The 24,770-nt window shown below is 64.5% G+C and carries 22 protein-coding genes; 11 read left to right on the top strand and 11 right to left on the bottom strand.

Annotated elements, in window-relative coordinates; all coding sequences use genetic code 11:
• Positions 1 to 25 precede the first annotated feature (25 nt).
• The 6 genes from pepN (at position 26) to F3H26_RS03880 (ending at position 7,904) form a co-directional block, all read left to right on the top strand.
• A complete protein-coding gene (gene pepN, locus F3H26_RS03905; RefSeq protein ID WP_149774760.1) occupies positions 26 to 2,578 on the top strand; it encodes an aminopeptidase N in 2,553 nt (850 codons plus the stop codon).
• Positions 2,575 to 3,018: a hypothetical protein gene (locus tag F3H26_RS03900; RefSeq protein WP_149774759.1), complete on the top strand. Its 444-nt coding sequence runs from the start codon at positions 2,575 to 2,577 to the stop codon at positions 3,016 to 3,018. The genes pepN and F3H26_RS03900 overlap by 4 nt, the downstream gene beginning before the upstream one ends.
• Before the next feature lie 287 nt (positions 3,019 to 3,305).
• Complete coding sequence (locus F3H26_RS03895; RefSeq protein ID WP_223162423.1) at positions 3,306 to 4,415, top strand: hypothetical protein; 1,110 nt, start codon at positions 3,306 to 3,308, stop codon at positions 4,413 to 4,415.
• Between the two features lie 90 nt (positions 4,416 to 4,505).
• Positions 4,506 to 6,017: an Asp-tRNA(Asn)/Glu-tRNA(Gln) amidotransferase subunit GatB gene (gatB, locus tag F3H26_RS03890; protein WP_149774758.1), complete on the top strand. Its 1,512-nt coding sequence runs from the start codon at positions 4,506 to 4,508 to the stop codon at positions 6,015 to 6,017.
• A gap of 149 nt (positions 6,018 to 6,166) precedes the next feature.
• Positions 6,167 to 7,423 carry a peptidase T gene (pepT, locus tag F3H26_RS03885; RefSeq protein ID WP_149774757.1) on the top strand — a complete coding sequence of 419 codons (1,257 nt, stop codon included), beginning with the start codon at positions 6,167 to 6,169 and terminating at the stop codon, positions 7,421 to 7,423.
• 82 nt (positions 7,424 to 7,505) lie between these two features.
• Positions 7,506 to 7,904 carry a DUF4177 domain-containing protein gene (locus F3H26_RS03880; RefSeq protein ID WP_149774756.1) on the top strand — a complete coding sequence of 133 codons (399 nt, stop codon included), beginning with the start codon at positions 7,506 to 7,508 and terminating at the stop codon, positions 7,902 to 7,904.
• 12 nt (positions 7,905 to 7,916) lie between these two features.
• Here the strand turns inward: F3H26_RS03880 and F3H26_RS03875 are convergent, their stop codons facing one another.
• The 3 genes from F3H26_RS03875 to F3H26_RS03865 form a co-directional block, all read right to left on the bottom strand.
• Positions 7,917 to 8,459, bottom strand: coding sequence for a hypothetical protein (locus F3H26_RS03875; protein WP_188127682.1), 543 nt, complete (start codon positions 8,457 to 8,459; stop codon positions 7,917 to 7,919).
• Entirely contained in the window at positions 8,456 to 8,932 is a 477-nt protein-coding gene (locus F3H26_RS03870) for an acyltransferase family protein (protein WP_149774754.1), read from the bottom strand. The genes F3H26_RS03875 and F3H26_RS03870 overlap by 4 nt, the downstream gene beginning before the upstream one ends.
• 114 nt (positions 8,933 to 9,046) lie before the next feature.
• Positions 9,047 to 9,301, bottom strand: a complete 255-nt coding sequence (locus tag F3H26_RS03865; protein WP_149774753.1) for a BolA family protein — start codon at positions 9,299 to 9,301, stop codon at positions 9,047 to 9,049.
• Between the two features lie 107 nt (positions 9,302 to 9,408).
• On the opposite strand from F3H26_RS03865, the gene F3H26_RS03860 reads away from it, so the two are divergent.
• The 5 genes from F3H26_RS03860 to F3H26_RS03840 all read left to right on the top strand — a co-directional run bounded on the left by F3H26_RS03860 (position 9,409) and on the right by F3H26_RS03840 (position 15,489).
• Positions 9,409 to 10,029 (top strand): J domain-containing protein, encoded by a 621-nt coding sequence (locus tag F3H26_RS03860; RefSeq protein WP_149774752.1) that lies wholly within the window; start codon positions 9,409 to 9,411, stop codon positions 10,027 to 10,029.
• A gap of 185 nt (positions 10,030 to 10,214) precedes the next feature.
• Positions 10,215 to 11,201 (top strand): cobaltochelatase subunit CobS, encoded by a 987-nt coding sequence (cobS, locus tag F3H26_RS03855; RefSeq protein WP_149774751.1) that lies wholly within the window; start codon positions 10,215 to 10,217, stop codon positions 11,199 to 11,201.
• Between the two features lie 113 nt (positions 11,202 to 11,314).
• Positions 11,315 to 13,192 (top strand): cobaltochelatase subunit CobT, encoded by a 1,878-nt coding sequence (gene cobT / locus F3H26_RS03850; RefSeq protein WP_149774750.1) that lies wholly within the window; start codon positions 11,315 to 11,317, stop codon positions 13,190 to 13,192.
• An 85-nt stretch (positions 13,193 to 13,277) separates the two neighbouring features.
• A complete protein-coding gene (locus tag F3H26_RS03845; RefSeq protein ID WP_149774749.1) occupies positions 13,278 to 15,068 on the top strand; it encodes an aminopeptidase P family protein in 1,791 nt (596 codons plus the stop codon).
• A 76-nt stretch (positions 15,069 to 15,144) separates the two neighbouring features.
• The gene (locus F3H26_RS03840; protein WP_149774748.1) at positions 15,145 to 15,489 is read left to right on the top strand and encodes a DUF427 domain-containing protein; all 345 of its coding nucleotides are present in this window, start codon (positions 15,145 to 15,147) and stop codon (positions 15,487 to 15,489) included.
• A gap of 13 nt (positions 15,490 to 15,502) precedes the next feature.
• Here F3H26_RS03840 and F3H26_RS03835 read toward each other — a convergent pair whose 3' ends face one another.
• The 8 genes from F3H26_RS03835 to ftsA all read right to left on the bottom strand — a co-directional run bounded on the left by F3H26_RS03835 (position 15,503) and on the right by ftsA (position 24,766).
• Entirely contained in the window at positions 15,503 to 17,188 is a 1,686-nt protein-coding gene (locus F3H26_RS03835) for a chloride channel protein (protein ID WP_149774747.1), read from the bottom strand.
• Positions 17,189 to 17,270: 82 nt separating this feature from the next.
• A complete protein-coding gene (recN, locus tag F3H26_RS03830; protein ID WP_149774746.1) occupies positions 17,271 to 18,920 on the bottom strand; it encodes a DNA repair protein RecN in 1,650 nt (549 codons plus the stop codon).
• Between the two features lie 36 nt (positions 18,921 to 18,956).
• Positions 18,957 to 19,820, bottom strand: a complete 864-nt coding sequence (locus F3H26_RS03825) for an outer membrane protein assembly factor BamD (protein WP_149774745.1) — start codon at positions 19,818 to 19,820, stop codon at positions 18,957 to 18,959.
• Between the two features lie 125 nt (positions 19,821 to 19,945).
• Positions 19,946 to 20,866: a UDP-3-O-acyl-N-acetylglucosamine deacetylase gene (gene lpxC / locus F3H26_RS03820; protein ID WP_149774744.1), complete on the bottom strand. Its 921-nt coding sequence runs from the start codon at positions 20,864 to 20,866 to the stop codon at positions 19,946 to 19,948.
• 211 nt (positions 20,867 to 21,077) lie between these two features.
• Positions 21,078 to 22,685, bottom strand: coding sequence for a cell division protein FtsZ (ftsZ, locus tag F3H26_RS03815; protein ID WP_149774743.1), 1,608 nt, complete (start codon positions 22,683 to 22,685; stop codon positions 21,078 to 21,080).
• Positions 22,686 to 23,028: 343 nt separating this feature from the next.
• Positions 23,029 to 23,289: a hypothetical protein gene (locus F3H26_RS03810; RefSeq protein WP_223162422.1), complete on the bottom strand. Its 261-nt coding sequence runs from the start codon at positions 23,287 to 23,289 to the stop codon at positions 23,029 to 23,031.
• Positions 23,290 to 23,415 (bottom strand): hypothetical protein, encoded by a 126-nt coding sequence (locus tag F3H26_RS19820; protein ID WP_262504546.1) that lies wholly within the window; start codon positions 23,413 to 23,415, stop codon positions 23,290 to 23,292. It lies immediately after the preceding gene.
• A 16-nt stretch (positions 23,416 to 23,431) separates the two neighbouring features.
• On the bottom strand, positions 23,432 to 24,766 hold the full coding sequence (ftsA, locus tag F3H26_RS03805) for a cell division protein FtsA (RefSeq protein WP_149774742.1): 1,335 nt from the start codon (positions 24,764 to 24,766) through the stop codon (positions 23,432 to 23,434).
• Between the last annotated feature and the right edge of the window lie 4 nt (positions 24,767 to 24,770).

Below are 24,770 nucleotides of genomic sequence, written 5' to 3'. Positions count from 1 at the left end.
GGCAAAAATGACAACGAGGCCCCAGATGCGCGACCCAGCCCCCACAACGATCTACCTCAAGGATTACTCGCCGTTCGGTTACATCGTCGACAGCGTTCACCTGACCTTCGACCTGGCGCCGCATGCAACGCGCGTGACATCGCGCATCGCGTTCCGCCCCAACCCGCAGGCCACCGACCGCACGTTCTTCCTGCATGGCGAAGAGCTGAATCTGATCCGCGCCAGCATCGACGGCACACCGATCACGCCCGAGGTCACCGACAAGGGCCTGACCGCCAACGTCCCCGATGCCCCCTTCGTCTGGGAGGCCGAGGTCGAGATCGACCCCGGCAACAACACCGCGCTGGAAGGGCTTTACATGTCGAACGGCATGTATTGCACCCAGTGCGAGGCCGAGGGGTTCCGCAAGATCACCTTCTATCCCGACCGGCCCGACGTGATGTCCACCTTCACCGTGCGCATCAACGGCGACCTGCCGGTGCTGCTGTCGAACGGAAACCCGACGGGCACGGGCGAAGGCTGGGCCGAATGGACCGACCCCTGGCCCAAGCCCGCCTATCTGTTCGCGCTGGTCGCCGGAGAGCTGGTTGCCTATTCCGACAGTTTCACCACCAGATCGGGCCGACATGTCGATCTGAACCTGTGGGTCCGGCCCGGGGATGAGGGCAAATGCGCCTTTGGCATGGAGGCCCTGAAGCGGTCGATGAAATGGGACGAGGATGTCTATGGCCGCGAATACGATCTGGACGTGTTCAACATCGTCGCCGTGGATGATTTCAACATGGGCGCGATGGAGAACAAGGGGCTGAACATCTTCAACTCGTCGGCGGTGCTGGCCAGCCCTGAAACCTCGACCGATGCCAATTTCGAACGGATCGAGGCGATCATCGCGCATGAATATTTCCATAACTGGACCGGCAACCGCATCACCTGCCGCGACTGGTTCCAACTGTGCCTGAAAGAGGGACTGACCGTGTTCCGCGACGCGCAGTTCACCTCGGACATGCGCTCGGCCCCGGTCAAGCGCATCCATGACGTGATCGACCTGCGCGCGCGCCAGTTCCCCGAGGACAACGGGCCGCTGTCGCACCCCGTGCGCCCCGAAAGCTTTCAAGAGATTAACAACTTCTACACCGCGACCGTCTATGAAAAAGGCGCCGAGGTGATCGGCATGCTGAAAACGCTGGTGGGTGACGAGGCCTATTCCAAGGCGCTGGATCTGTATTTCGAGCGCCATGACGGGCAGGCCTGCACGATCGAGGACTGGCTGAAAGTGTTCGAGGACACGACCGGCCGCGACCTGACCCAGTTCAAGCGCTGGTACAGCCAGTCCGGCACGCCCCGGGTGAAGGTCCAGGAGGACTGGGCCGACGGCACCTATACCCTGACCCTGTCCCAGAGCACGCCGCCCACGCCCGGCCAGCCCGAAAAGCTGCCGCAGGTGATCCCCGTGGCCGTGGGCCTGCTGGGCCCGAATGGCGACGAGGTGCGCGGCACCGAGGTGCTGGAACTGACCGAAGCGCGCCAGAGCTTCACCTTCGAGGGGCTGGCCGCGCGGCCCGTCGCCTCGATCCTGCGGGGGTTCTCGGCGCCGGTGATCCTTGAACATGACCGCCCGAACGCCGAACGCGCGTTTCTGCTGGCCCATGACACCGATCCGTTCAACCGGTGGGAGGCCGGGCGGACGCTGGCGCAGGACACTTTGCTGCGCATGATCACACAGGACGCGGCCCCCGATGCCGAATATCTGGATGGCCTGCTGGCCGTTCTGCGCGACGCCGATCTGGACCCGGCCTATCGTGCGCTGATGCTGGGCCTGCCGACCCAGTCGGAACTGGCCGCCGCGCTGCACGAACAGGGCGAAACGCCCGACCCGATGGCGATCTGGCGCGCGGTCGAGACCCTGCGCCAGGCCACCGCCCAGCACATGCAGGACCTGCTGCCCCGCCTGCATTCCGAGGCGCTGGTGGACGGCCCCTATTCACCCGATGCCGATCAGGCGGGCAAGCGCGCCCTGGGCAGCGCCGCGCTGGCGCTGACCACCCGACTGGACGGCGGGGCGATGGCGGCCGAGGTCTATGCCAAGGCCGACAACATGACCCTGCAGCTCAGCGCCCTGTCCTGCCTGCCGCGGGCCGGCAAGGGCCAGGCGGAACTGGCGGCATTCTACGACCAGTGGCGCCATGACCGGCTGGTTCTGGACAAATGGTTCGGGCTTCAGGCCTCGCTGGCCGCCCCGGACGATGCGCCGCGGATCGCGCGTGCCCTGTGCGAGCATCCCGATTTCAACTGGAAGAACCCCAACCGGTTCCGGGCGCTGATGGGCGGGCTGGCGATGAACCACGCCGGGTTCCACCACGCCAGCGGCGCCTCCTACGCCTTGCTGGCCGACTGGCTGATCCGGCTGGATCCGGTCAACCCGCAGACCACCGCGCGCATGTGCACCGCCTTCCAGACATGGAAACGCTATGACGCCGACCGTCAGGACCTGATCCGCGCCCAACTGACCCGGATCGCCGAAACCCCGAACCTGTCGCGCGACACGACCGAGATGATCTCGCGCATCCTCGGGGCATGACGGCGCCCGAAAGCTCCGGGTTCCGCTTTGCCCGCCACAACCGGTCGCCCCGCAGCATCGCCATTCTGTGCGCTGTCTATGCGGGGCTGCTGGCACTTGTGCTGGTTTTCGACGCGGCATGGTGGCTGATCGGGTTGCTGGCGCTGGGCACCCTGCCCGCGCTGTGGGACGTGCTACGCAACACCAGCGCGGGGCTGAGCCTGGACCCGGCAAAGCTGCGCTGGCATTCGGGCGCGCGGCAGGGTGAAATCGACCTGACCGAGATCGACGCCTTCCGCTTCGACACACGCTGGGATTTTTCCGTGCGGGTGTCCGTCGTTCTGACCAACGGCAAGCGGTTGCGCCTGCCGGACGAGGCCCTGCCGCCGCACAAACAGCTGGAACAGGCGCTGCAACAGGCCGGTTTCCGGGTCGACCGGCATCATTTCACCGTTTTCTGAAACGATTCCGCAGTTTACAGGCCCATTGAACCTGATCCATCGCCGTTTTTGAGCGCCAGCGCCCGACATCTTGAATTTTCGACAATTCCAGAGCACACTAAGCTTTGGTTTTTTACGAGTTTCAAATGGTCCGAGTGTTCCCCATGTTCCGGTCTTTCTGGGCAGGGCTTGCCCCCCTCAAAGGAATTTTTCAATCTACGCCGCATCCGCGCGTTCCGCAGGTCGATCCAGCCGCAGACTGTCTGCACCATGTTGGCCGGCTGAACATTCCCGTCGCACAGACTGACGTGCCAACCGGACAGGACCGGATCGACCGGGGCCGCCATCTGGCCCGCCAAGATCGCTGGGCCGAACTGTCCGCCGAAATCCGGACCGCCGACCGAACCCGCGCCACGGCCCCCGACGGGGTTCCCGTGGCTGACCTGTTGGCCTTTGGGGCACGTTCGGACGTGGTTCTGGCGGTTGAACACGCGTTGTCCGACGGCAAGGCCTTTGCCGAGTATGATGTGCTGGCCGGAATTTCGGAATTGGAAGGCGTGATGCAGGACCACCCCGGCGATCCGATCATCGCGCTGATCGTCGCGCTGGCCCATATCGACCTGGCATGGGCCTGGCGGGGAACCGCACAGGTCTCGACGCTTCCGCCGTTGAACCGGGCCCGTTGCGCTGCGCATTTCGATCGCGCCGGTGCCATCCTGTCGCAATGGCGGCCGGCCGCAGCCGACAGCCCGATCATGGCTGCGGCCGATTGCGCCCTGCTGGGCGGGCAACCGGCCGGCACCCAACGCGTCGCGGACCGGTATGAACGGTTGATCGCGCTGGACCCGCACAACCCGCGGCACATGCGCGCGATGGGCTGCCATCTGCTGCCCCGCTGGTTCGGCAGCTACGAGGAACTGGAACTGCGGGCCCTGCGCGCCGCAGCCAACACGCAATCCATCTGGGGCGCTGGCGGCTATACTTGGACCCAGTTCGACGCCATCGCGCTGGACGAGATCGCCTGTGCCCGCCTGGACACCGACTATTTTCTGCAGGGCCTGTCCGACATCGTCGCCCGCCGGCCCGACCAGCAGACGGTCAACCTGCTGGCGTCCTATTGCGCCCTGACCATGCAGAGCGGCCAATGTTTGAACGAACAGGCCGATCTGGTGCGCAGCCGCATCGCCGACGCCGCCCAATGGCTGATCCGCGACCACCTGACCGAGCTGCACCCGCTGATCTGGGCGCACGCGGCGAATGGGTTCAACAACTCGGTCCGGGTGCAATCGCCCGAACGATACGCCGCGCGGGGACACCGCGCCGCCCTGCGCGCCATCAGCGATCTGTTCCGCGACGAGCTGCGCGACGGCACCGTCGTGACCTTCACGCCCTCGGGCTTGCAGTTGAACACGCCCTGAGATTCGCGCCCCCGCGCCCTTTGCCCCTTGCCCCTTGGACGGTCCGGGCCTAATACGCAGGCCTAGACTTCTGCGGAAATGAGGCGCGCCATGCTCGACTTGACCTATGAACTGCCCAAACCCAAGACCATCGCCGGTGCCAAGCACGACTGGGAACTGGTGATCGGGATGGAGGTGCACGCGCAGGTCTCGTCCAATGCCAAGCTGTTCTCGGGGGCCTCGACCAAATTCGGGGCCGAGCCGAACTCGAACGTGTCTTTCGTGGATGCGGCCATGCCGGGCATGCTGCCGGTGATCAACGAATTCTGCGTGGAACAGGCGGTGCGCACGGGCCTGGGCCTGAAGGCGCAGATCAACCTGAAATCGGCCTTTGACCGCAAGAACTATTTCTATCCCGACCTGCCGCAGGGCTACCAGATTTCCCAGTTGTACCACCCGATCGTGGGCGAAGGCGAAGTGCTGGTGGAACTGGGCGACGGCACCGCGCGCAAGGTGCGCATCGAGCGCATCCACATGGAACAGGACGCAGGCAAATCGATCCACGACATGGATCCGAACATGTCCTTCGTGGACCTGAACCGCACCGGCGTCTGCCTGATGGAGATCGTCAGCCGCCCCGACATCCGCGGCCCGGAAGAGGCCGCCGCCTATATCGCCAAGCTGCGCCAGATCATGCGTTATCTGGGCACCTGCGACGGCAACATGCAGAACGGCAACCTGCGGGCCGACGTGAACGTGTCGATCTGCCGTCCGGGCGACTATGAAAAGTACATGGAAACGCAAGACTTTTCGCATCTGGGCACGCGTTGCGAGATCAAGAACATGAACTCGATGCGTTTCATCCAGCAGGCCATCGAGGTCGAGGCGCGCCGCCAGATCGCCATCGTCGAGGCCGGCGGCAAGGTCGAGCAGGAAACCCGCCTGTATGACCCCGACAAGGGCGAGACGCGCTCGATGCGGTCCAAGGAAGAGGCGCATGACTATCGCTATTTCCCCGACCCCGACCTGCTGCCGCTGGAAATCGAGCAGGCCTGGGTCGATGACATCGCCGCCAAACTGCCCGAGCTGCCGGACGAGAAAAAGGCCCGTTTCATCAACGATTTCGGCCTGACCGACTATGACGCATCGGTGCTGACCGCCGAGGTTGAAGCGGCCGTGTACTTCGAAGAGGTCGCCAAGGGCCGCAACGGCAAGCTGGCCGCGAACTGGGTCATCAACGAGCTGTTCGGCCGCCTGAAGAAAGACGACCGCGACATCACCGACTCGCCGGTCTCGCCCGCACAGCTGGGCGGGATCATCGACCTGATCGCCTCGGACGCCATCTCGGGCAAGATCGCCAAGGACCTGTTCGAGATCGTCTATACCGAAGGCGGCGACCCGGCGCAGATCGTCGAAGAGCGCGGCATGAAGCAGGTGACCGACACCGGCGCCATCGAGGCCGCGCTGGACGAGATCATCGCGGCCAACCCGGCCCAGGTCGAGAAGGCCAAGGTGAACCCGAAGCTGGCCGGCTGGTTCGTCGGACAGGTGATGAAGGCCACCGGCGGCAAGGCCAACCCCAAGGCGGTCAACCAGTTGGTTGCGCAGAAGCTGGGCCAATAAGGTCTTTCGGTTTGTACAGGTCGGGCAACTGGGTTTGTCCGGTTTGTACAAAGCTTTACCCGGAGTTCTTGACGCATTCCGGGGCCGAGGCGGCGCTTGACTCGGGCGGCCGGTTGCGGCCTTTGTCTTGGCCAGAGAGGTGAGGTGCCATGCAGAACAGATTTGACCAGGAGCTGGAGGACCGGCTGGTTCGCTATGCGGCCATCGACAGCCAGAGCGACGAAAACTCACCCACCACCCCCAGCACGGAAGTCCAATACGGTATGCTGAACCTGCTGCGGCAGGAGTTGACCGAAATGGGCGCGCAGGATGTGACCATGACGGACTATGGCGTCGTTCTGGCCACCATTCCGGGCACCGCGCCGGGGCCGACCATCGGCTTTCTGGCCCATGTGGACACCGCACCGCAGTTCAACGCGACCGGGGTCAAGCCGCGGGTCATCAAGGGCTACAATGGCGGCGACATCACCTTTCCCGACGATCCGTCGCTGGTGCTGTCGCCGGCCGAGCACCCCTATCTGGCCAGCAAAGTCGGCGACGACCTGATCACCGCCTCGGGCGCCACGCTGCTGGGCGCCGACGACAAGGCGGGCGTGTCGATCATCATGACCATGGCCCGGCACCTGTTGGCCGATCGGACAGTCGCGCACGGACCGATCCGCATCGCCTTTACCCCCGACGAGGAAATCGGCCGGGGCGTGACCGAGGCGCTTCCCAAGGATCTGGGCGCCGACTTCGCCTATACGCTGGATGGGCAGCAACTGGGCGAGATCGAATATGAGAGCTTCTCGGCCGACCGGGCGGTGATCCGGATCGAGGGCGTTTCGATTCACCCGGGCCTGGCCAAGGACAAGATGGTGAACGCGACCCATCTGGCGGCCAAGATCGTGCAGACGCTGCCGCAGGCCACCATGACCCCCGAAGTCACCGACGGGCGCGAAGGGTTCATCCACGTGACCGACCTGAACGGCGGCTCGTCCGAGATGGAAATCAAGCTGATCCTGCGCGATTTCGAGATGGACGGGCTGGAAGCCAAGGGCGCGCTGGTGCGCAAGGTCTGTGATGCAGTACAGGCCAGCGAACCGCGCGCCAGGATCAGCGTCGAAATCAGCCACCAGTACCGCAACATGCGCTATTGGCTGGAAAAGGACATGACACCGGTGGATCTGGCGCGCGAGGCCTGCCGGGACATGGGGATCGATCCGGTCTCGGTTCCGATACGCGGCGGCACCGACGGGTCGCGCCTGACCGAGTTCGGCACCCCCTGCCCCAACATCTTTACCGGGATGCAATGCATCCACGGGCCGCTGGAGTGGATCTCGGTTCAGGACATGGCGGCGGCGACCGAGCTGTGCCTGAGGATCGTCGGCAAGGCGGCGCAGGGCGAAGGCAACAGTCAGGGCTGAAATTCACTGGGGCGCGAAGTTTTTCTTCTCCGCCCTGGCTGGGCAGGTAAATTGCCCGCCAACAGGCAATAGGGAACCATCGATGCAGCGTTACGAATACAAGGTTGTCCCCGCCCCCCGGAAAGGCACCAAGGCCAAGGGTGTAAAAACGCCGGAAGGGCGCTTCGCCGTCACAATCGAACAGTTGCTGAACGACTTGGCCATTGATGGCTGGGAGTATCACCGCTCCGAGCTTCTGCCCAGCGAGGAACGCTCCGGTTTGACCGGCAGCACTTTGAATTGGCGCAACGTGATGGTGTTCCGGCGAATGGCAAACAGCGAAGCCGCGAACGAAGACATGGCCGCGTTCCTGAGCCCCCCCGAAGAGGACGCCACACCCCTGGCGCGCGCTGTGCCGGACCCCCGCGACGTCGAGGCGCCCAAACCGATTCCGGCCGAACCGGACGAGCCGCCAGTGAAATCCGAGAACAAAGACGATTGACGAGCAACGTGGTCAGCTCGCGGCGCTGGTCCCGGGCGCTCCGCTCCGAGTGCGACCAAGGAACAGCCTTTGCGTCAGTTGGGTCCGGTTCAGCATGTGATGAACCGCCAACGAAAGGCCAAGTGTGATCGGCAATCGCAGATAGTCACTTGCGAGGCCCATGTCTTTCATTGCCAACTGGATGGGCTGATGAATGTACATGATAGTCATCGAGGCAGTGCCAAACACCCCGAACAGCTTTGCCCCCACCGGTATCCGGGTGATCTGTTTGCTGGTGAACCCCAACAGAATAGTGACCGCGACAGCCGCGCCCAAAGTGATCAACGGCCAGCCATAATCGGCGCGCTTCATCCGCATCTGCGGCGACATCTCAAACCACGCGGCTGTCAGGTATCCCACACCGAAAATCAGCAAAGGCACCCATGCAGCCAGGCCGAGGCTCCACCCAGCCTGATACCGGCGCCATTGGTGACCAAGCCAGACGATCGGGAGCGCCATAGCGACCACGTTCAGTGCCCAAGGCAAATGGAAGTCGGGACACAGGTATTGGTTCATCGTGGCCAGGACAAGCGCAACGGACACCACGCCCAGTTGGACCCACGCCAGACACCCTGCACGGAGCAACTCGAACGCAACCAACGCAAAAAATATGTGGTGGGAAACCAGAACACTCCGGTCCAGCCGGTCAGCATTTCGCCACCGTAAGCCAATCTGAGCAAGGCCTTCATGGCGACCTCAGGCGACTGTGCGGCAGCCGTCACAATCGACGGCAACGAGATCAAGACAAGAAACGAAACATAAGGCAACAACACGCGGACCGCCTTGCGCCGCGCCAGCCCGAGCGCAGTTTGCGCATTGGTGACCTGGACTTCCTCGGGCGCCAGAAAGCCGCCCAGAAAGAAAAACAGTGGCATGTAAAAAACGTAGATTACGCTGGATACAGGCGGCTCGAGCACATGGCCGGCCACGACCAGAATGATCCCTATCCCGAGAAGGACGTCCAGATGTTTTAACCGGCACAAGCGCATGTCGACACAGGCTCCGTCCGTCAGAGCACTCCGCGCTCTATTGAAGACCGATCCGTCGAACGGGTCAAAGACTTTGGATGCACCAATCCGGCACCGGTTTTTCCGGTCGCTGCCTCAGTCGCTGACGTCCAGCGCCAGCGCGTGGATGCGCGGCACGACGTCGCCCAACGCTTTGTGCACGGCGCGATGGCGGGCCACACGCGACAGCCCGGCAAAGGCCGCGGCGCGGATGCGGACGTTGAAATGGCTTTCGCCGCCTTCACGGAACCCGGCATGGCCGCGATGGCTTTCGCTGTCGTCCACGACCTCAAGCTCATAGGGGTCGAAAGCCGCCTGCAGGCGGGTGCGGATTTCCTCTGTCATGGTCATTTTCGTGCTCGTGGGCAAATAATTTGCCGCGCCCCTCTTCTACTTTCGGTCACTTAGATTAAACTGCTGCCTCCGAGTCGAAAAGACGCGTTCGTGAGGATGAGCATATGGTAAAACCTGATCCCTTCGGCTTCGACATCTCGGTGTCCAGCGCCAAGAAGAAAAACCCGCGCGGCCGCCGGGGCATGTCGGGCGCATCCGAAACATCGACCCGCGTCTGCGACCACGAGGGCTGCAACGAACCGGGGAAATACCGTGCCCCCAAGGCGCCCGACGTGCTGGATGACTATTTCTGGTTCTGCCAGCAGCACGTGCGCGAATATAACCAGAAGTGGAACTTCTTCGACGGCACGACCGAGGCCGAACTGAACGCGCAGCGGTCCAAGGACAAGGTGTGGGAGCGCGAGACCAAGCCGATGGGCGACCCCGAGGCGCGCGCCTGGGCTCGGCTGGGCATCGAGGACCCGCATCAGGTGCTGGGCGAGAAAGCCACCAAGAACCGCGGCCGCGAGGCCACGGGCCGCCGCCTGCCGCCCACCGAACGCCGGGCGATCGAGATCCTCGAAGCCAAGGACACCTGGACCAAGGCCGAAGTGCGCAAGGCCTACAAGAAACTGATCAAGGTGCTGCATCCCGACATGAACGGCGGCGACCGCAGCCAGGAGGAACAGCTGCAGGAAGTCGTCTGGGCCTGGGACCAGATCAAGGACAGCCGGAACTTCAAGTAGCCGCCGCGGCACGCCGGTGGCCGACCGCTCGCCGGGCTTGTATCTGCACCACGGCATGGCGGTTGCCGGCAAAGCGTCCGGCTTCATCGCAAGGCAGTCGGCTTTCCCTTGCCCTTGCCCGCGATATGTTGCACCACACACGGGTTCGACCCCGGTAGGCGGGGCAAGGAATAAGGACAAGGCTCATGGCTGACGGATCAATCGACATCAACGCAAAACCGACCGAAGAGATCTCGGTCCGGGACGTGTTCGGCATTGACACGGACATGGTCGTCAAAGGCTTTGCCGAGCAAAGCGACCGTGTGCCGGCGATCGATCCGACCTACAAGTTCGACCCCGAGACCACCTTGGCCATTCTGGCGGGATTTTCGCACAACCGCCGGGTGATGATCCAGGGCTATCACGGGACAGGCAAATCGACGCATATCGAGCAGGTCGCAGCTCGTTTGAACTGGCCTGCCGTTCGCGTCAACCTGGACAGCCACATCAGCCGGATCGACCTGATCGGCAAGGATGCGATCAAGCTGCGTGACGGCAAACAGGTGACCGAGTTTCACGAGGGCATCCTGCCTTGGGCGCTGCGCAACCCGGTGGCCATCGTGTTCGACGAATATGACGCCGGCCGCGCCGATGTGATGTTCGTGATCCAGCGGGTTCTGGAGCATGACGGCAAGCTGACCTTGCTGGACCAGAACGAGATCATCACGCCGAACCCCTATTTCCGCCTGTTCGCCACCGCCAACACCGTGGGTCTGGGCGACACCACCGGCCTGTATCACGGCGTGCAGCAGATCAACCAGGCGCAGATGGACCGCTGGTCGCTGGTGGCGACGCTGAACTATCTCAGTCACGATGCCGAGGTGATGATCGTTCTGTCCAAGGCGCCGCATTACAACACCGAAAAGGGCCGCAAGACCGTCAGCCAGATGGTCACCGTGGCCGACCTGACCCGGACCGCGTTCATGAACGGCGATCTGTCCACGGTCATGAGCCCGCGCACCGTGATCAACTGGGCCCAGAACGCTGAAATCTTCCGCGACGTGGGCTATGCGTTCCGCCTGTCGTTCCTGAACAAGTGCGACGAGTTGGAGCGCGAGACGGTTGCCGAGTTCTATCAGCGGTGTTTCGATGAGGAACTGCCGGAAAGCGCCGCAAGCGTCAGCTTGGGGTGATGTCGGAGTTGCGCCCGTGCCGGGCGCAATGCCTCCGGCGGGGATATTTTGGGCCAGATGAAGGCGGGGCCGGTCGTCGCGGTCGGGCGGCGCTTGAATGAGGGCTGAGAAACATGGTGCAGAAGAACGACAACCCCGCTGATCCCTTCAAGAAGGCCCTGGCCGAGGCCACCAAGGTGATGGCCGACGACCCGGACCTGTCGGTCAGCTACACCGTCGATCCCTCGGGTCTGTCGGGCGAGTCGATGCGCTTGCCGCAAGTGTCGCGCCGGATGACGCGCGAAGAGGTTTTGCTGGCGCGCGGCACGGCGGATGCGCTGGCGTTGCAGCGCCGGTATCACGACGAGGCCACCCATGCCCGGTACGCCCCGCCGGGCGACATGGCCCGCGATCTGTACGAGGCGATGGAAACCGCCCGTTGCGAAGCGATGGGTGCCCGCGACATGCCCGGCACCGCCAGCAATATCGACGTCAAGATCAACCACGAGGCGCTGCGGCGCGGCTATGACCAGTGCAAGCAGCCGTCCGAGGCGCCGCTGGCCGTCGCCGCGGGCTATCTGATCCGGCACCTGGCCACGGGGCGCGATCTGCCGCCTGCAGCCACGAATGTCATGGATCTGTGGCGCGGGTTCATCGAGGAACAGGCCGGCGGCACGCTGGAGAGTCTGAACGAAATCCTGTCGGACCAGACCGCCTTTGCCAAATTCGCCCGCCAGGTGATCGACGATCTGGGTTATGGTGACCAGCTGGGCGAAGACCCGGACGCGCTGGACGAGGATCAGGAGGACCAGGCCGAAGAAGAGGCCGAGGAGCAGCCCGACCCCGACAGCACTGGCCAGGACGAGCAGGACGAGCACGACGCCGACGCCACTCCGGAACAGACGCAGGAAGAGCAGCAGGACCAGTCGCAGGCGCAGGTCTCGATGGATGAGATGGCCGAGGACGAGATGGGCGAAGAGGCCGAGATGCCCGAGGGCGAAGCGCCGCTGGAGCCCCCCGCCCCGCCGCCTGCGTCCGAGGCCGACCCGGATTACAAGGTCTATCTGAACACCCATGACGAGGAGATCGCCGCCGAGGAGCTGGCCGAACCCGCCGAACTGGAGCGGCTGCGCGCCTATCTGGATCAGCAGCTGGAGCCGCTGAAGGGCGCCGTCAGCCGTTTGGCCAACAAGCTGCAGCGCCGTCTGCAGGCGCAGCAGAACCGCAGCTGGGAGTTCGACCGCGAGGAAGGCATTCTGGATGCCGGCCGGCTGGCACGGGTGGTGGCGAATCCGACGACTCCGCTGAGTTTCAAGGTCGAGAAAGACACCGAGTTCCGCGACACTGTGGTGACGCTGCTGCTGGACAATTCCGGTTCGATGCGGGGGCGCCCGATCTCCATCGCGGCGATCTGTGCCGATGTTCTGGCACGCACGCTGGAACGCTGCAACGTGAAGGTCGAGATTCTGGGCTTTACCACCCGGGCCTGGAAAGGCGGACAAGCGCGCGAGGCGTGGCTGAACGATGGCCGCCCACAGCAGCCCGGCCGCCTGAATGACCTGCGGCATATCATTTATAAGGGGGCGGATGCACCTTGGCGGCGGGCGCGGGCCAATCTGGGCCTGATGATGAAAGAAGGCCTGCTGAAGGAAAACATCGACGGCGAGGCGCTGGAATGGGCGCATCGGCGGATGCTGGCCCGGCGCGAGCAGCGCAAGATCCTGATGGTGATTTCGGACGGGGCTCCGGTAGATGATTCCACGCTCAGCGTGAACCCAGCGAACTACCTGGAGAAACACCTGCGTGACGTGATCGCCATGGTCGAAAAGCGCAAGATGGTCGAATTGCTGGCAATCGGGATCGGCCATGACGTGACCCGGTATTACGACCGAGCGGTGACGATCACCGATGTGGAACAGCTGGCCGGGGCAATGACCGAGCAGCTGGCCGCCCTGTTCGACAGCGATCCGCGCGCGCGGGCCCGCGTGATGGGCATTCGGAAGGCCAGCTGAGCCAGGCCTTGCCCCGGGCGGGACTTTTCTTGAAAGAACCAAACTGAGGTGGGCCAGAGCCCGCCGCGGATTGAGGGAGACGCAGATGTTCCAATCCTTCGAAGTGACGGCGCGGCCGGAACAGGGGCCGCCGCGACTGGCGGCGTTGCGGGCCGAGTTGGTGCGCGAAGGACTGGACGGGTTCCTTGTGCCGCGTGCCGATGCGCATCAGGGCGAATATGTGGCCCCTCATGACGAGCGACTGGCCTGGCTGACCGGGTTCACGGGAACAGCCGGGTTCTGCGTGGCCTTGCGCGACGTTGCCGGGGTGTTCGTCGATGGCCGCTACCGCACCCAGGTCAAGGCGCAGGTGGCCGAGGAGTTCACGCCGGTGCACTGGCCCGAGGTGTCTCTGGCCGACTGGCTGCAACGGCACCTGCCCCAAGGTGGCAAGGTGGGGTTCGATCCGTGGCTGCACGCGGCGGGACAGATCCGTGACACGCAGGCCGCACTGGCAGGCAGCGGGATCGAGCTGGTGCGCTGTGACAACCTGGTCGACCGCATCTGGGAGGATCAGCCGGCGCCGCCGATGAACCCGGCAAAGCCGCACCCGCTGGACTTTGCGGGCGAAAGCGCCGAGAGCAAGATCACGCGCCTGGCAAAAGGTCTGGCGGACGCGGGGCGCAGCGCCGCCGTGATCACCTTGCCGGATTCGATCATGTGGCTGCTGAACATTCGCGGGTCGGATATCGCCTACAACCCGGTGGCGCACGGGTTTGCCATTCTGCACGCCGATGGGCGGGTGGACCTGTTCATGGCGGCCCAGAAGCTGACCGGGCTGGACAACCATCTGGGGCCGCAGGTGGCGGTGCACCCGCCCGAGGCGTTCCTGGCGGCCGTCGGCACGCTGGAAGGCGCGGTACAGGTGGACATGGGCACCGTGCCTCAGGCCGTGGTCGACGTACTCGCCGAGCGTGCCGTGGATGGCGGCGACCCCTGCGCTCTGCCCAAGGCCTGCAAGAACGCGGCCGAGATCGCGGGCAGTGCCGCCGCGCATCTGCGCGACGCCGTGGCGGTGATCGAGACCCTGTGCTGGCTGGATGCGCAGGCACCGGGCAGCGTGACCGAGACCCAGGTCGTCACCCGGCTCGAGGAAAACCGGCGGCGGGACGACGCGCTGCAGGACATCTCGTTCGACACGATCGCGGGCACCGGGCCGAATGGCGCCATCATGCACTATCGCGTGACCGAGGAAACCGACAGCCGGCTTGAAGACGGGCATCTGCTGGTTCTGGACAGCGGCGGGCAGTATCTGGATGGCACCACCGACATCACCCGCACGATTGCCATCGGAAGCGTCGGCGACGAGGAGAAGGCCTGTTTCACCCGCGTGCTGAAGGGGATGATCGCCATGTCGATGCTGCGCTGGCCGGTGGGGCTGGCCGGGCGTGACATCGAATGCGTGGCGCGTATCCCGTTGTGGCAGGCGGGTCAGGATTTCAACCACGGCGTCGGACATGGCGTCGGTGCCTATCTCAGCGTACATGAAGGCCCGCAGCGCCTGTCGCGCGTCAGCCATGTGCCGCTGCAGCCCGGCATGATTCTGTCCAATGAACCCGGCTATTACCGCGAGGGCGCGTTCGGCATCCGGCTGGAAAACCTGGTGGTCGTGGAAGAAGCGCCCGCCCTGCCCGGCGGTGACGCCGAACGGGCGATGCTGTGCTGGCGTACGTTGACCTATGTCCCGATCGACCGGCGCCTGATCGTGGCCGAGATGCTGACGGCGGCAGAACGCGACTGGTTGAACGCTTACCATCGGGACGTTGCGGAAAAGATCCGCCCAAGGCTGTCGCCCGACGCGCAACTGTGGTTGGATGCCGCGACAGCACCGCTGTGACATGACAATGTTACAAGGACGGGTAGACTTCGGGCCGGAATGGACAAGGGCCGCGACGACGAGGGAAGGAGCAGAAATGACCGCAGATATCACGATCCGCGAGGCGCCGGGCAAATGGTGCGTCCGTTCGGGCGGCGCCATTCTGGGCGAGACCACCAACGCGCTGGAGCTGTTGGAGGGCGATCTGCCGCCGGTCATCTATTTCCCGCGCGACGACATCGCGATGGCCTTTCTGGACAAGACCGACAAAGTGACCCACTGCCCGCACAAGGGCGACGCCACGCATTATTCGATCGTCAACAAATCTTCGGTGACGGAAAACGCAGTCTGGAGCTATGAGAACCCGATCCCGGCCGTGGCCGGGATCAAGGGGTACCTGGCGTTCTACCGGCTCGACTCGGTGAAGGTCGAACAGATCTGACGCTTGCGCAAGGTCACGAGTGTTCCTCGGCTGCCGTGGCCGTCAGCGCGCGGTTGTAGGCCTTGAGCGCATCGACATGATAAAGCGCGCCAACCGGGGTTTCGGTCCCGTCGTCTTCGGGCACCACCACCGGCAGACAGGCAATCTCGTCACGGTCGAAATAAGGCATCGCGGCCTCGAGCGTGGCGCTGGCCGGAATGCAAAGCCCCTGATCCATCAGCACCCGCGCCTGTTCTTCGGTGATCGAGCGCGGATCACCCAGCGGGCGCATCACTGAACCGGCCCGCAGCATCGCCAGCAGATAGGCCTGCGGCCCGGCGGCCAGATGCACGCCCCGGCGTTCCAGCTGGGTCAGGAAGAACGACCTGTCGACAAGCCGCGAGGCCAGCGCGGTGGACATCGAAACCGAAACCATCACAGCCAACCCGATCTGCCAGTCTCCGGTCAGCTCGAACACGATCAGCGTGGTCGAAATCGGCGCCCCCAGCACCGCAGCCGCAACCGCCCCCATCCCCGCGAAGGCATAGAGCGTGTGCGTGCCGGACACATCCGGCAGCAGCCCGGTCGCGATCAGGCCAAAGGCCAGACCGGTCAGCGCCCCGATCATCAGCGAGGGCGAGAACACACCGCCCCCCATGCGCCCGCCCATGGTAATGGCGACGGCGGCGGTTTTCACCACCGCGAACAGGATGGCGGTGGTCAGCACCAGATCGCCGGTCAGGGCGCGGATCGTGGTTTCGTAACCCACACCGATGATATGCGGAAACCAGACGGCAAGCCCCCCCAGCATCGCCCCGGACACCGCCGGGCGCAGCCAGCGCGGCAGTGACAGGCGTGCTTGGACGTGGGTCCCTAAATCCTCGGCAAAGAAGATCGCGCGCATCAGCGCCAGCGACACCAGACCGCAGACCAGCCCGAGGATCAGGAAGGCCGGAAGTTCGACGTAGAATTGCAACGATCCCGGCGTTTCCAGAATGAATTCGGTCACGTCTCCATATTCCAGCCGGTTGATGACCGTGCCCGCCACCGAGGCGATGACGATCGGCGCAAAGGCATGCACGGCGAAATGGCGCAACACCACCTCGAGCGCGAACAGCGCCCCGGCGATGGGGGCGTTGAAACTGGCCGAGACGGCGGCGGCCACGGCACAACCCAGCAGATCGCGCCCGGTGATGCCGTCGGCATGAATGCGGTTGCTGACCCAGGTCGAGATCACGCCGGCCATGTGAACCACCGGCCCTTCCCGCCCGGTCGAGCCGCCGGTGCTGAGCGTGATCAGAGAGGCCAGGAACGAGGCGATGCCGGCCTTGGTTTCGACCCGACCATCGTTGACGGCGGCGCCTTCGATCACGTCGGCAACCGAGCGCACACGGCCGTCATCGGTGAACAGGTGCAAAATCACCCCCACGATCAGACCGCCGATAATTGGGATGATCAGCACCATCTCCCACGGCAGATTCTCGGCAAAACTGTGCAGGTGGAGAATATCGTCAGTCTGGTAGACATAGGCCTGCAAGGCGTTGATGCCCTTGCGAAACCCCAGCGCCATGAACCCTGCCGCGACGCCGATGGCCAAGGCGATGAACCAGAACTGAATCTGGCTTGGCCCGCGGCGGAGCATGACCCGCCAGGCGTCCTTGAGCGCGGCCAGGGCTTGCTGGAGCTGGGTTTGCAACACGGAACGGATGGAGTGGGTCATTGGCCCTCGGCGGGGTTGGGTGATGACCCTTGGTAACGCACGCATCGCGCAGAGAAAAGTCGCAACCTGCGGCAGGCTTGCATCAGGCCTGCAGCAGCGCGCGGGCGGCGGCGCGGGCCTCGGGGGTAATGGTGTCGCCGGAAACCATGCGGGCGATCTCGTCGATCCGGTCGGATTCGGACAGCGGCAGAACGGTGGACAGGGTCTGCCCGTCGGTCACGTGTTTCTGAACCCGCCAGTGATGCGCGGCGCGCGCCGCGACCTGCGGCGAATGGGTTACCACCAGCACCTGCCCGGCCTGCGCCAGCGCCGCAAGCCTGCGGCCCACGGCATCGGCCGTGGCGCCGCCCACCCCGCGGTCGATTTCGTCAAAGATCATGGTCCGGGTGCTGTCATCGCCCGACAGGCACACCTTGAGCGCCAGCAGAAAGCGGCTGAGTTCCCCGCCCGAGGCGATCTTGTTCAGCGGTCCCGACGGCGCGCCCGGGTTGGTGGCCACGGTAAAGGCCACGGCGTCCTGCCCATCGGGTCCGGGGTCGGCGGGCGTGATCTGGGTCTCGAACACCGCACGCTCCATTTTGAGCGGTGCAAGCTCGGCCATTACCGCCGCGTCCAGCCGGCCGGCAGCTTCGCGCCGCAGGGCGCTGAGTGCCTCGGCGGCTGCGTCATAGGCGGCCTGCGCGGCCTGCACCGCAGCACGGCGGTCGGCCAGGTCGGCGTCTCCGGCCTCAAGCTGGCCCAGACGGGCGCGCAGCGTGTCGGCGAAACCGCTCAAATCATCGGGGGCCACGTCATGCTTGCGGGCCACCGCGCGGATGGCGAACAGACGTTCCTCGGTCTGCTCCAACTCGACAGGGTTGAAGTCCAGCGCCTCGAGGCAGGCGGTCACGCCGTCCTGCGCCTCGCCCAGCTCGATCAGGGCGCGCCCCAGGGCGGCGATCGGCTCGTCCAGTTGGCCATCCGCCCGGTCGGCGACGCCTTCCAGCCAGCGCACGGCATCCGCCATCGCCCCTTCGGCCCCGTCACCGCCCAGCAGGGCAAAGGCGCGGGCCACGTCGTCGCGGATGCGCTCGGCCCCCTGCATCATCCGGCGGCGGGCGTCGAGCTCGGCATCCTCGCCCGGCTGCGGGTCAAGCTTGTCGAGTTCGGCCACGGAGTGCCGCAGAAATTCCTCTTCGCTGCGCACGGCGGCCACGGCGGCCTCGGTCTCGGCCAGGGCCTTGCGGGCGCGCGCCATCTCGGCCCAGGCAGCGCGCACGGTGGCCAGTTGCGGCTCGGCCCCGGCATAGGCGTCCAGCATGGCGCGATGGCCGCGCGGGTTCAGCAGGCCCCGGTCATCATGCTGGCCGTGCAGCTCGATCAAGGTTTCCGACAGCGCGCGCAACACCTCGCCCGAGCAGCGGCGGTCATTGACCCAGGCGGTCTTGCGCCCCTCGGCGGTGTTGACGCGGCGCAGGATCAGTTCCGAGCCGCCGGGCAACCCGGCCTCGGCCAGGATCGCATGGGCGGGATGGTCCTCGGGCAGTTCGAACTCGGCCACGACCTCGCCCTGCGCGGCCCCCTGCCGGACCAGTTCGGCCCGTCCGCGCCAGCCCAGCACGAAGCCCAGCGAGTCGAGCAGGATCGACTTGCCCGCGCCCGTTTCGCCGGTCAGCGCGTTCAGGCCCGGCTGAAAGGTCAGTTCCAGCCGGTCGATGATCAGCATGTCGCGGATATCAAGGGCGCGCAGCATCGGGTCGTCAGCGTCCCAAGCCTGTGACCATGGCGATTATAACCACTGGCCCTTGATCGTCTGGCGGTAGATCTGGCTGAGCCAGTTGTTGCCGCGGCTCTTGAGTTCAAGCCCGCGCGACGTCAGCAGCTTGTAAGCCGCATCATACCATTCGGACGACTGGTAGTTGTAGCCAAGGATCGCGCCAGCCGACTGCGCCTCGTCAACCAGCCCCAGGGCCAGATAGGCTTCGACCAGGCGGTACAGCGCTTCGGCAGTGTGGGTTGTGGTCTGGAAATCCTCGACCACGACACGGAAGCGGTTGATTGCGGCGGTATAGTGATCCTGACGCAGATAATAGCGCCCGATCTCCATTTCCTTGCCCGCCAGATGGTCGAAGGCCAGATCGAATTTCAACACGGCCGAGGTGGCGTATTCGCTGTCGGGATAGACCTCGATCACCGTGCGCAGCGCCTGCAGCGCCTGGAAGGTCAGGCCCTGGTCGCGGCCGACCTCGTCGATCTGGTCATAATAGCTGAGCGCCAGAAGGTACTGCGCATAGGCCGCGTCTTCGTCGGTGGGGTAGAAATCGATATACCGCTGCGCGGCGGCACGGCTTTCCTCGTAATTCTTGTCCGAATGAAACGCAAAGGCCTGCATGATCAGCGACCGCTTTGCCCATTCGGAATAGGGGTACAGGCGCTCGACCTCCGAGAAATACCAGGCGGCGTCATCCGGCCGGTTCTGCGACAGCTCGAATTCGCCACGGGTGAAAATCTGTTCGGGGGTATAGCCTTCGAGGTTCTGGGACCGATCGGCCCCCTTGTTTCCGAACAGGCCGCCCGCATTGCCGCATGCCGTCAAAGTAGCCGCCAGAAGAATCACGCCCGCAAGCCTGACTGCCGCCTTGAAGCCAACCATACCGCCCATCCTAGTCGTCTTGTCTCTTTGGGTAACCCCGGATTGGGCTTTGGTCTAGCATATAAAATTCCGGTGCAAAACGCCTTAAACGACCCGCGACGGAATTGTCGCCAAGACGGGACAGATCAGGCCACCTGCGGGATTTCCGCCAAGGCCAGGCCCTGCCCCGGCAATTGCAATGCCTGTTCCGGCGTGCACAGAACCGGGCGCACCGCACCGGGCGTTTCGAACAGTTTGCGCAGCAGCGTGTTGGTCATCGCGTGGCCGGATTTCTCGCCGACGAAATGGCCGAAAATCGGGCCGCCGGCCAGATACAGATCCCCCAGCGCATCCAGCATCTTGTGGCGCACGGCTTCGTCCGCACGGCGGAAGCCGCCCGGGGTCAGAACCGAGTCGCCCTGCACCACGACAGCGTTCTCCAACGTGCCGCCCAGTGCCAGACCGTTTTCGCGCATCGCCTCAACATCCGAGCGACGGCAGAACGTTCGACAATCAGACAATTCGCGGGCAAAGGCACCGTTGCGCATGTCCAGAATCTTGGTCTGCCGTCCGATGGCCGCGTCTTCGAAATCGATGTGAAATTCGATGATCAAACCGTCCGCCGGGCGGATCGACGCCCGCGCGCCTTCGCGCTCGGCGACGACCGGTTTGAGCACCTCGTAGGCCAGAACGGGGCTGGCCTGGCGGCGCACACCCTTGGACATGATGCCGCGCACGAATTCGATGGACGAGCCATCCATGATCGGAACCTCAGGGCCGTCGATCTCGATCAAGGCATTGTGGATTCCGCATCCGGCCAGGGCCGCCATGATATGTTCGACGGTCGACACCGAGACGCCCGCATCATTCACCAGACGCGTGCACAGCTGGGTGCGCTCGACCACGTCATAGATCGCCGGGATCATCGCATTGCCCAGTTCGATGTCGGTCCGCTTGAACCAGATACCGTGCCCGGCGGCAGCCGGCTTCAGAACCATCGTCGCAGGCTTGCCGCTGTGCAAACCCACGCCTTTGAACGTGACCGAAGATTTGAGCGTCTGTTGCAAATGGGACCTCAGTGAGCGGTGTCCGACCTGGATCGGCCGTGTTGCCACTCAGTTAAGGAAGGCTCGAACGCTGCTCAACTCACTCTTTGTAACCGAATGAAACAGTTTTGCGAACGATCGGCAAAAGCCTGCCGACCCGCAGGTAAGTATCTAAAAAACAAAAATAAAGGGCCGCCACCCGGCGACCCTTTTTCAGAATTTGTTACCGCGATCAGTTGGCCTGACGCCGCAGGAACGCCGGAACCTCGATCCGCTCCTGATCCGGGTCGGCCGCGTCCGGCGCAGGTGCCGTAGCGTCAGTCTGGCGCAGTTCGGGCTGCTGCCGCACGGGCTGCGCGGGGGTGTCCGGCGCATGTCCGGTCATCCGGTCGATCAGACGGTTGAAGCCGAAACGCGGCCGTTCCTCAGCCGCGGGGCGCGGTGGTTGCGTCGGCGCCTGAGGACGCTGCGCGTTCAGGCGCTGCGACTCGTTCGGCACTTTCTGAACCGCGGCCTGCAACCGCTGCATGGCCTGCGGCGAAGGGGTGCCCGGCGCATGGGAATGCACAGGATCGGCGGCGGGTTCGACCGGCTGGGGCGCCGGCCCGGCTTCGGCCGCGCGAGGCTGGTAGGCCGGCGGCGGAAGGTCATCGTCATCCGACGCGGTTTCGGCACCCGAGTCGTAGAAGCTCTCTTTGAGCTCGACATCCTCGATCGACTCGAACAGGCTCGGCGCGATGTTCTCGGCCGCCTCGGCAACTTCGGCCGGACGCGGCTGGGTCTCGACTTCAGGGGCTTCCTGCTCGGCCGAGGTGGCGCGGCTCAGCGGCGCTGCCATCGACCGGCGCGGCGCCGGGGCTTCGGCGGCGCTGTCGCTGGCGTCGATCCCGGTTGCCACGACCGAGACGCGCATCTTGCCTTCCATCTCGGGGTCCAGAGTGGAGCCGACGATGATGTTGGCCTCGGGGTCCACTTCCTCGCGGATGCGGTTGGCGGCCTCGTCCAGTTCGAACAGGGTCAGATCGTGGCTGCCGGTGATGTTGATCAGGACACCCTTGGCGCCCTTGAGGCTGATTTCGTCCAGCAGCGGGTTGGCGATGGCCTTTTCGGCGGCCTGGATGGCGCGATCTTCGCCCTCGGCCTCGCCGGTGCCCATCATGGCCTTGCCCATCTCGTCCATCACGGCGCGGACGTCGGCAAAGTCTAGGTTGATCAGGCCCGGACGCACCATCAGGTCGGTCACGCCCTTGACGCCCTGATAAAGCACGTCATCAGCCATCGAGAAGGCCTCGGTGAACGTGGTCTTTTCGTTGGCCAGACGGAACAGGTTTTGGTTGGGGATGATGATCAGCGTATCAACGACCTTCTGCAGCGCCTCGACGCCGTCCTCGGCCTGACGCATGCGCTTGGCGCCTTCGAACTGGAACGGCTTGGTCACCACGCCCACGGTCAGTACGCCCAGTTCACGCGCGGCCTGCGCGATGATCGGAGCGGCGCCGGTGCCGGTGCCCCCGCCCATGCCGGCGGTGATGAAGCACATATGCGCGCCGGCCAGGTGATCGACGATCTGCTCGATGCTCTCTTCGGCGGCGGCGGCACCGACCGATGCCCGGGCGCCTGCACCCAGCCCTTCGGTCACCTTGATGCCCAGCTGCACCCGCGCCGACGAGCGGCTTTGCTGCAGCGCCTGTGCGTCGGTGTTCGCGACCACGAAATCAACGCCGTCCAGTTGTTTTTCAATCATGTTGTTGACGGCGTTGCCACCGGCACCGCCGACGCCAAATACCGTGATCCGAGGCTTGAGTTCGTCGTGCCCGGGCATCGAAAGATTCAATGTCATGCTCTGTCCGCCTGTAATTCTGATCCCGCAAAGCGGTGTTTTTCTTGCCTATCCACGTTTGATTCTACATTTCCAAAGCCCAAACGTCACGCCAAAAATCGCGCGAATCCACAAAATGTGGAGGAATTAAGGCGATTTTCCGCGTCATCTCGCCTGAACCCAGAACATCTAGCGGTCGAACAGGACACTGCTACCAGACACACGTATTCAACCCAACCCATTCAGGCGGGCGGTAATTCTGGAACTTGTTCACGACGGCTGACTGCTCGGGTCCTGCCGGTCGGCCTCTGACGGGCGTTGGGGATATCTTGCGGCATAAACCTCTGCGCCGCAACCGGATTTTTCAGCTGATCGGGACCGAAGGACAGCCCAGCCCTTCGTCTGACATGGCTCCGACCTGCTGGATTTCGCCGTCGCCCAGCCGTGCGATCCGTACCAGCAGGCGCCCTTGGTGGATGAACGGCCACCAACAGACAGGTCCGGGCTCGTTGTCATAGAGGAAACACAGCTGGCCGTCGGGCGTGGTGATGCGGCCGTAGACACAGCCTTCACCCGCGCGCCGCCACACCGAGAGCGTTCGACTGACGAACTGTTCGGTGCCCACCTACGCTCCGCTGGTCAGTTCGTGGAAGGTGACGGTCTTGCCCACGACCGCGTCCAGAAAGTCATCCGGGGTGATGCGGGTCTGGGCCGGGACCGCGCAGGGCATCAGGGCCGCGGCCAGCGCCACGGCCCGAAACAGGCGCCTACCAGTTTTCACGGAACCAGCGCACGGCGCGGCGGAACGGGCGCACCGCCGAGGTATCGACAGGGGTTTCGAAATCCCACCATTCGTCCTGCGGATGCGCGGCAAACAGCGCCAACCCGACCGCCGAAGAAAAGCCGGGACCCGTCGCCGATTGCGGCAGGCCATGCACCCGCAGCGGCCGCCCCAGGCGGACCCGCTGGCCCAGGATGCGGCTGGCCAGACCGTCCAGACCGGGGATCTGGCTGCCCCCTCCGGTCAGCACGATCTGCTGGCTGGGCATGTGGTCGAACCCGGCCGCGTCCAGCCGCAGGCGGACCTCTTCCAGGATCTCTTCGACGCGAGGGCGCATGATGCCGATCAACTCGGCCCGGCTGACGGTGCGGCGGTCGTGCTCCCAATCGCCGGTCTCTCCTCCGATGTCGATCATGTCGCGGTCATCGGCGCCGGTGGCGTTAACGCCTCCGTTGAAGGTCTTGATCCGTTCGGCGATGGTGGTCGAGATCCCCAGCCCCATCGAAATGTCGCTGGTGACGTGATCGCCGCCCATGCGTACGCTGTCGGCATAGATCATGTGCTTTTTGATGAAGATCGACACGCCGGTCGATCCACCGCCCATGTCGATGCAGGCAGCGCCCAGTTCCTGTTCGTCCTCGACCAGCGCCGAGATGCCCGACACGTAGGCCGAGTTGGCAATGCCCGCCAACTCCAGATCGCACCGCTTGACGCAGCGCACCAGGTTCTGAATGGCGACCGCATCGACCGTCAGCATGTGCATGTCCACGGCCAGCGTCTGCCCCATCTGCCCGCGCGGGTCGATCAGGCCCGACCGGTTGTCGAGCGCGAAATTTACCGGCTGGGCGTGCAGCACCTCGCGCCCTGCTCCGTAATCCGGCACGTCGCAAGCGTTCAGAACGCGGCCGATCTCGGCCTCGGTCACCTCTTGCCCGTCCAGGTCCACCTGCGCGTCCAGTCCGTACGAGCGCGGGTTGGCCCCCGAGAAACAGGCGATCACGTGATCGACCCGGATGTCGGCCATCTTCTGCGCCGCCTGCAGCGCGGTGCGGATGGCGCGTTCGGTTTCCTGCATGGCCGTGATCTCGCCGAACCGCACCCCACGCGACCGGGTGGTCGCCGCGCCGATGACCCGAAACCCGGTCTGCCCGGCCAGCGAGCCGATCGAATTGTCCTCGCTCAGCCGACCGGTTCCGTCGAACCGCAGCACCAGACAGGCGATCTTGGATGTCCCCACATCAAGGATCGCGACCACCCCCCGCTGCATGGCCTGCTGGCGCATCTGGCGCATCGCGCGCTGAGACTGATAAAGATCGGTCATCATC

The organism is Ruegeria intermedia (assembly GCF_900129345.1).
Lineage (GTDB): Bacteria > Pseudomonadota > Alphaproteobacteria > Rhodobacterales > Rhodobacteraceae > Ruegeria > Ruegeria intermedia.
This window is presented reverse-complemented; position numbering and strand designations above follow the sequence as displayed.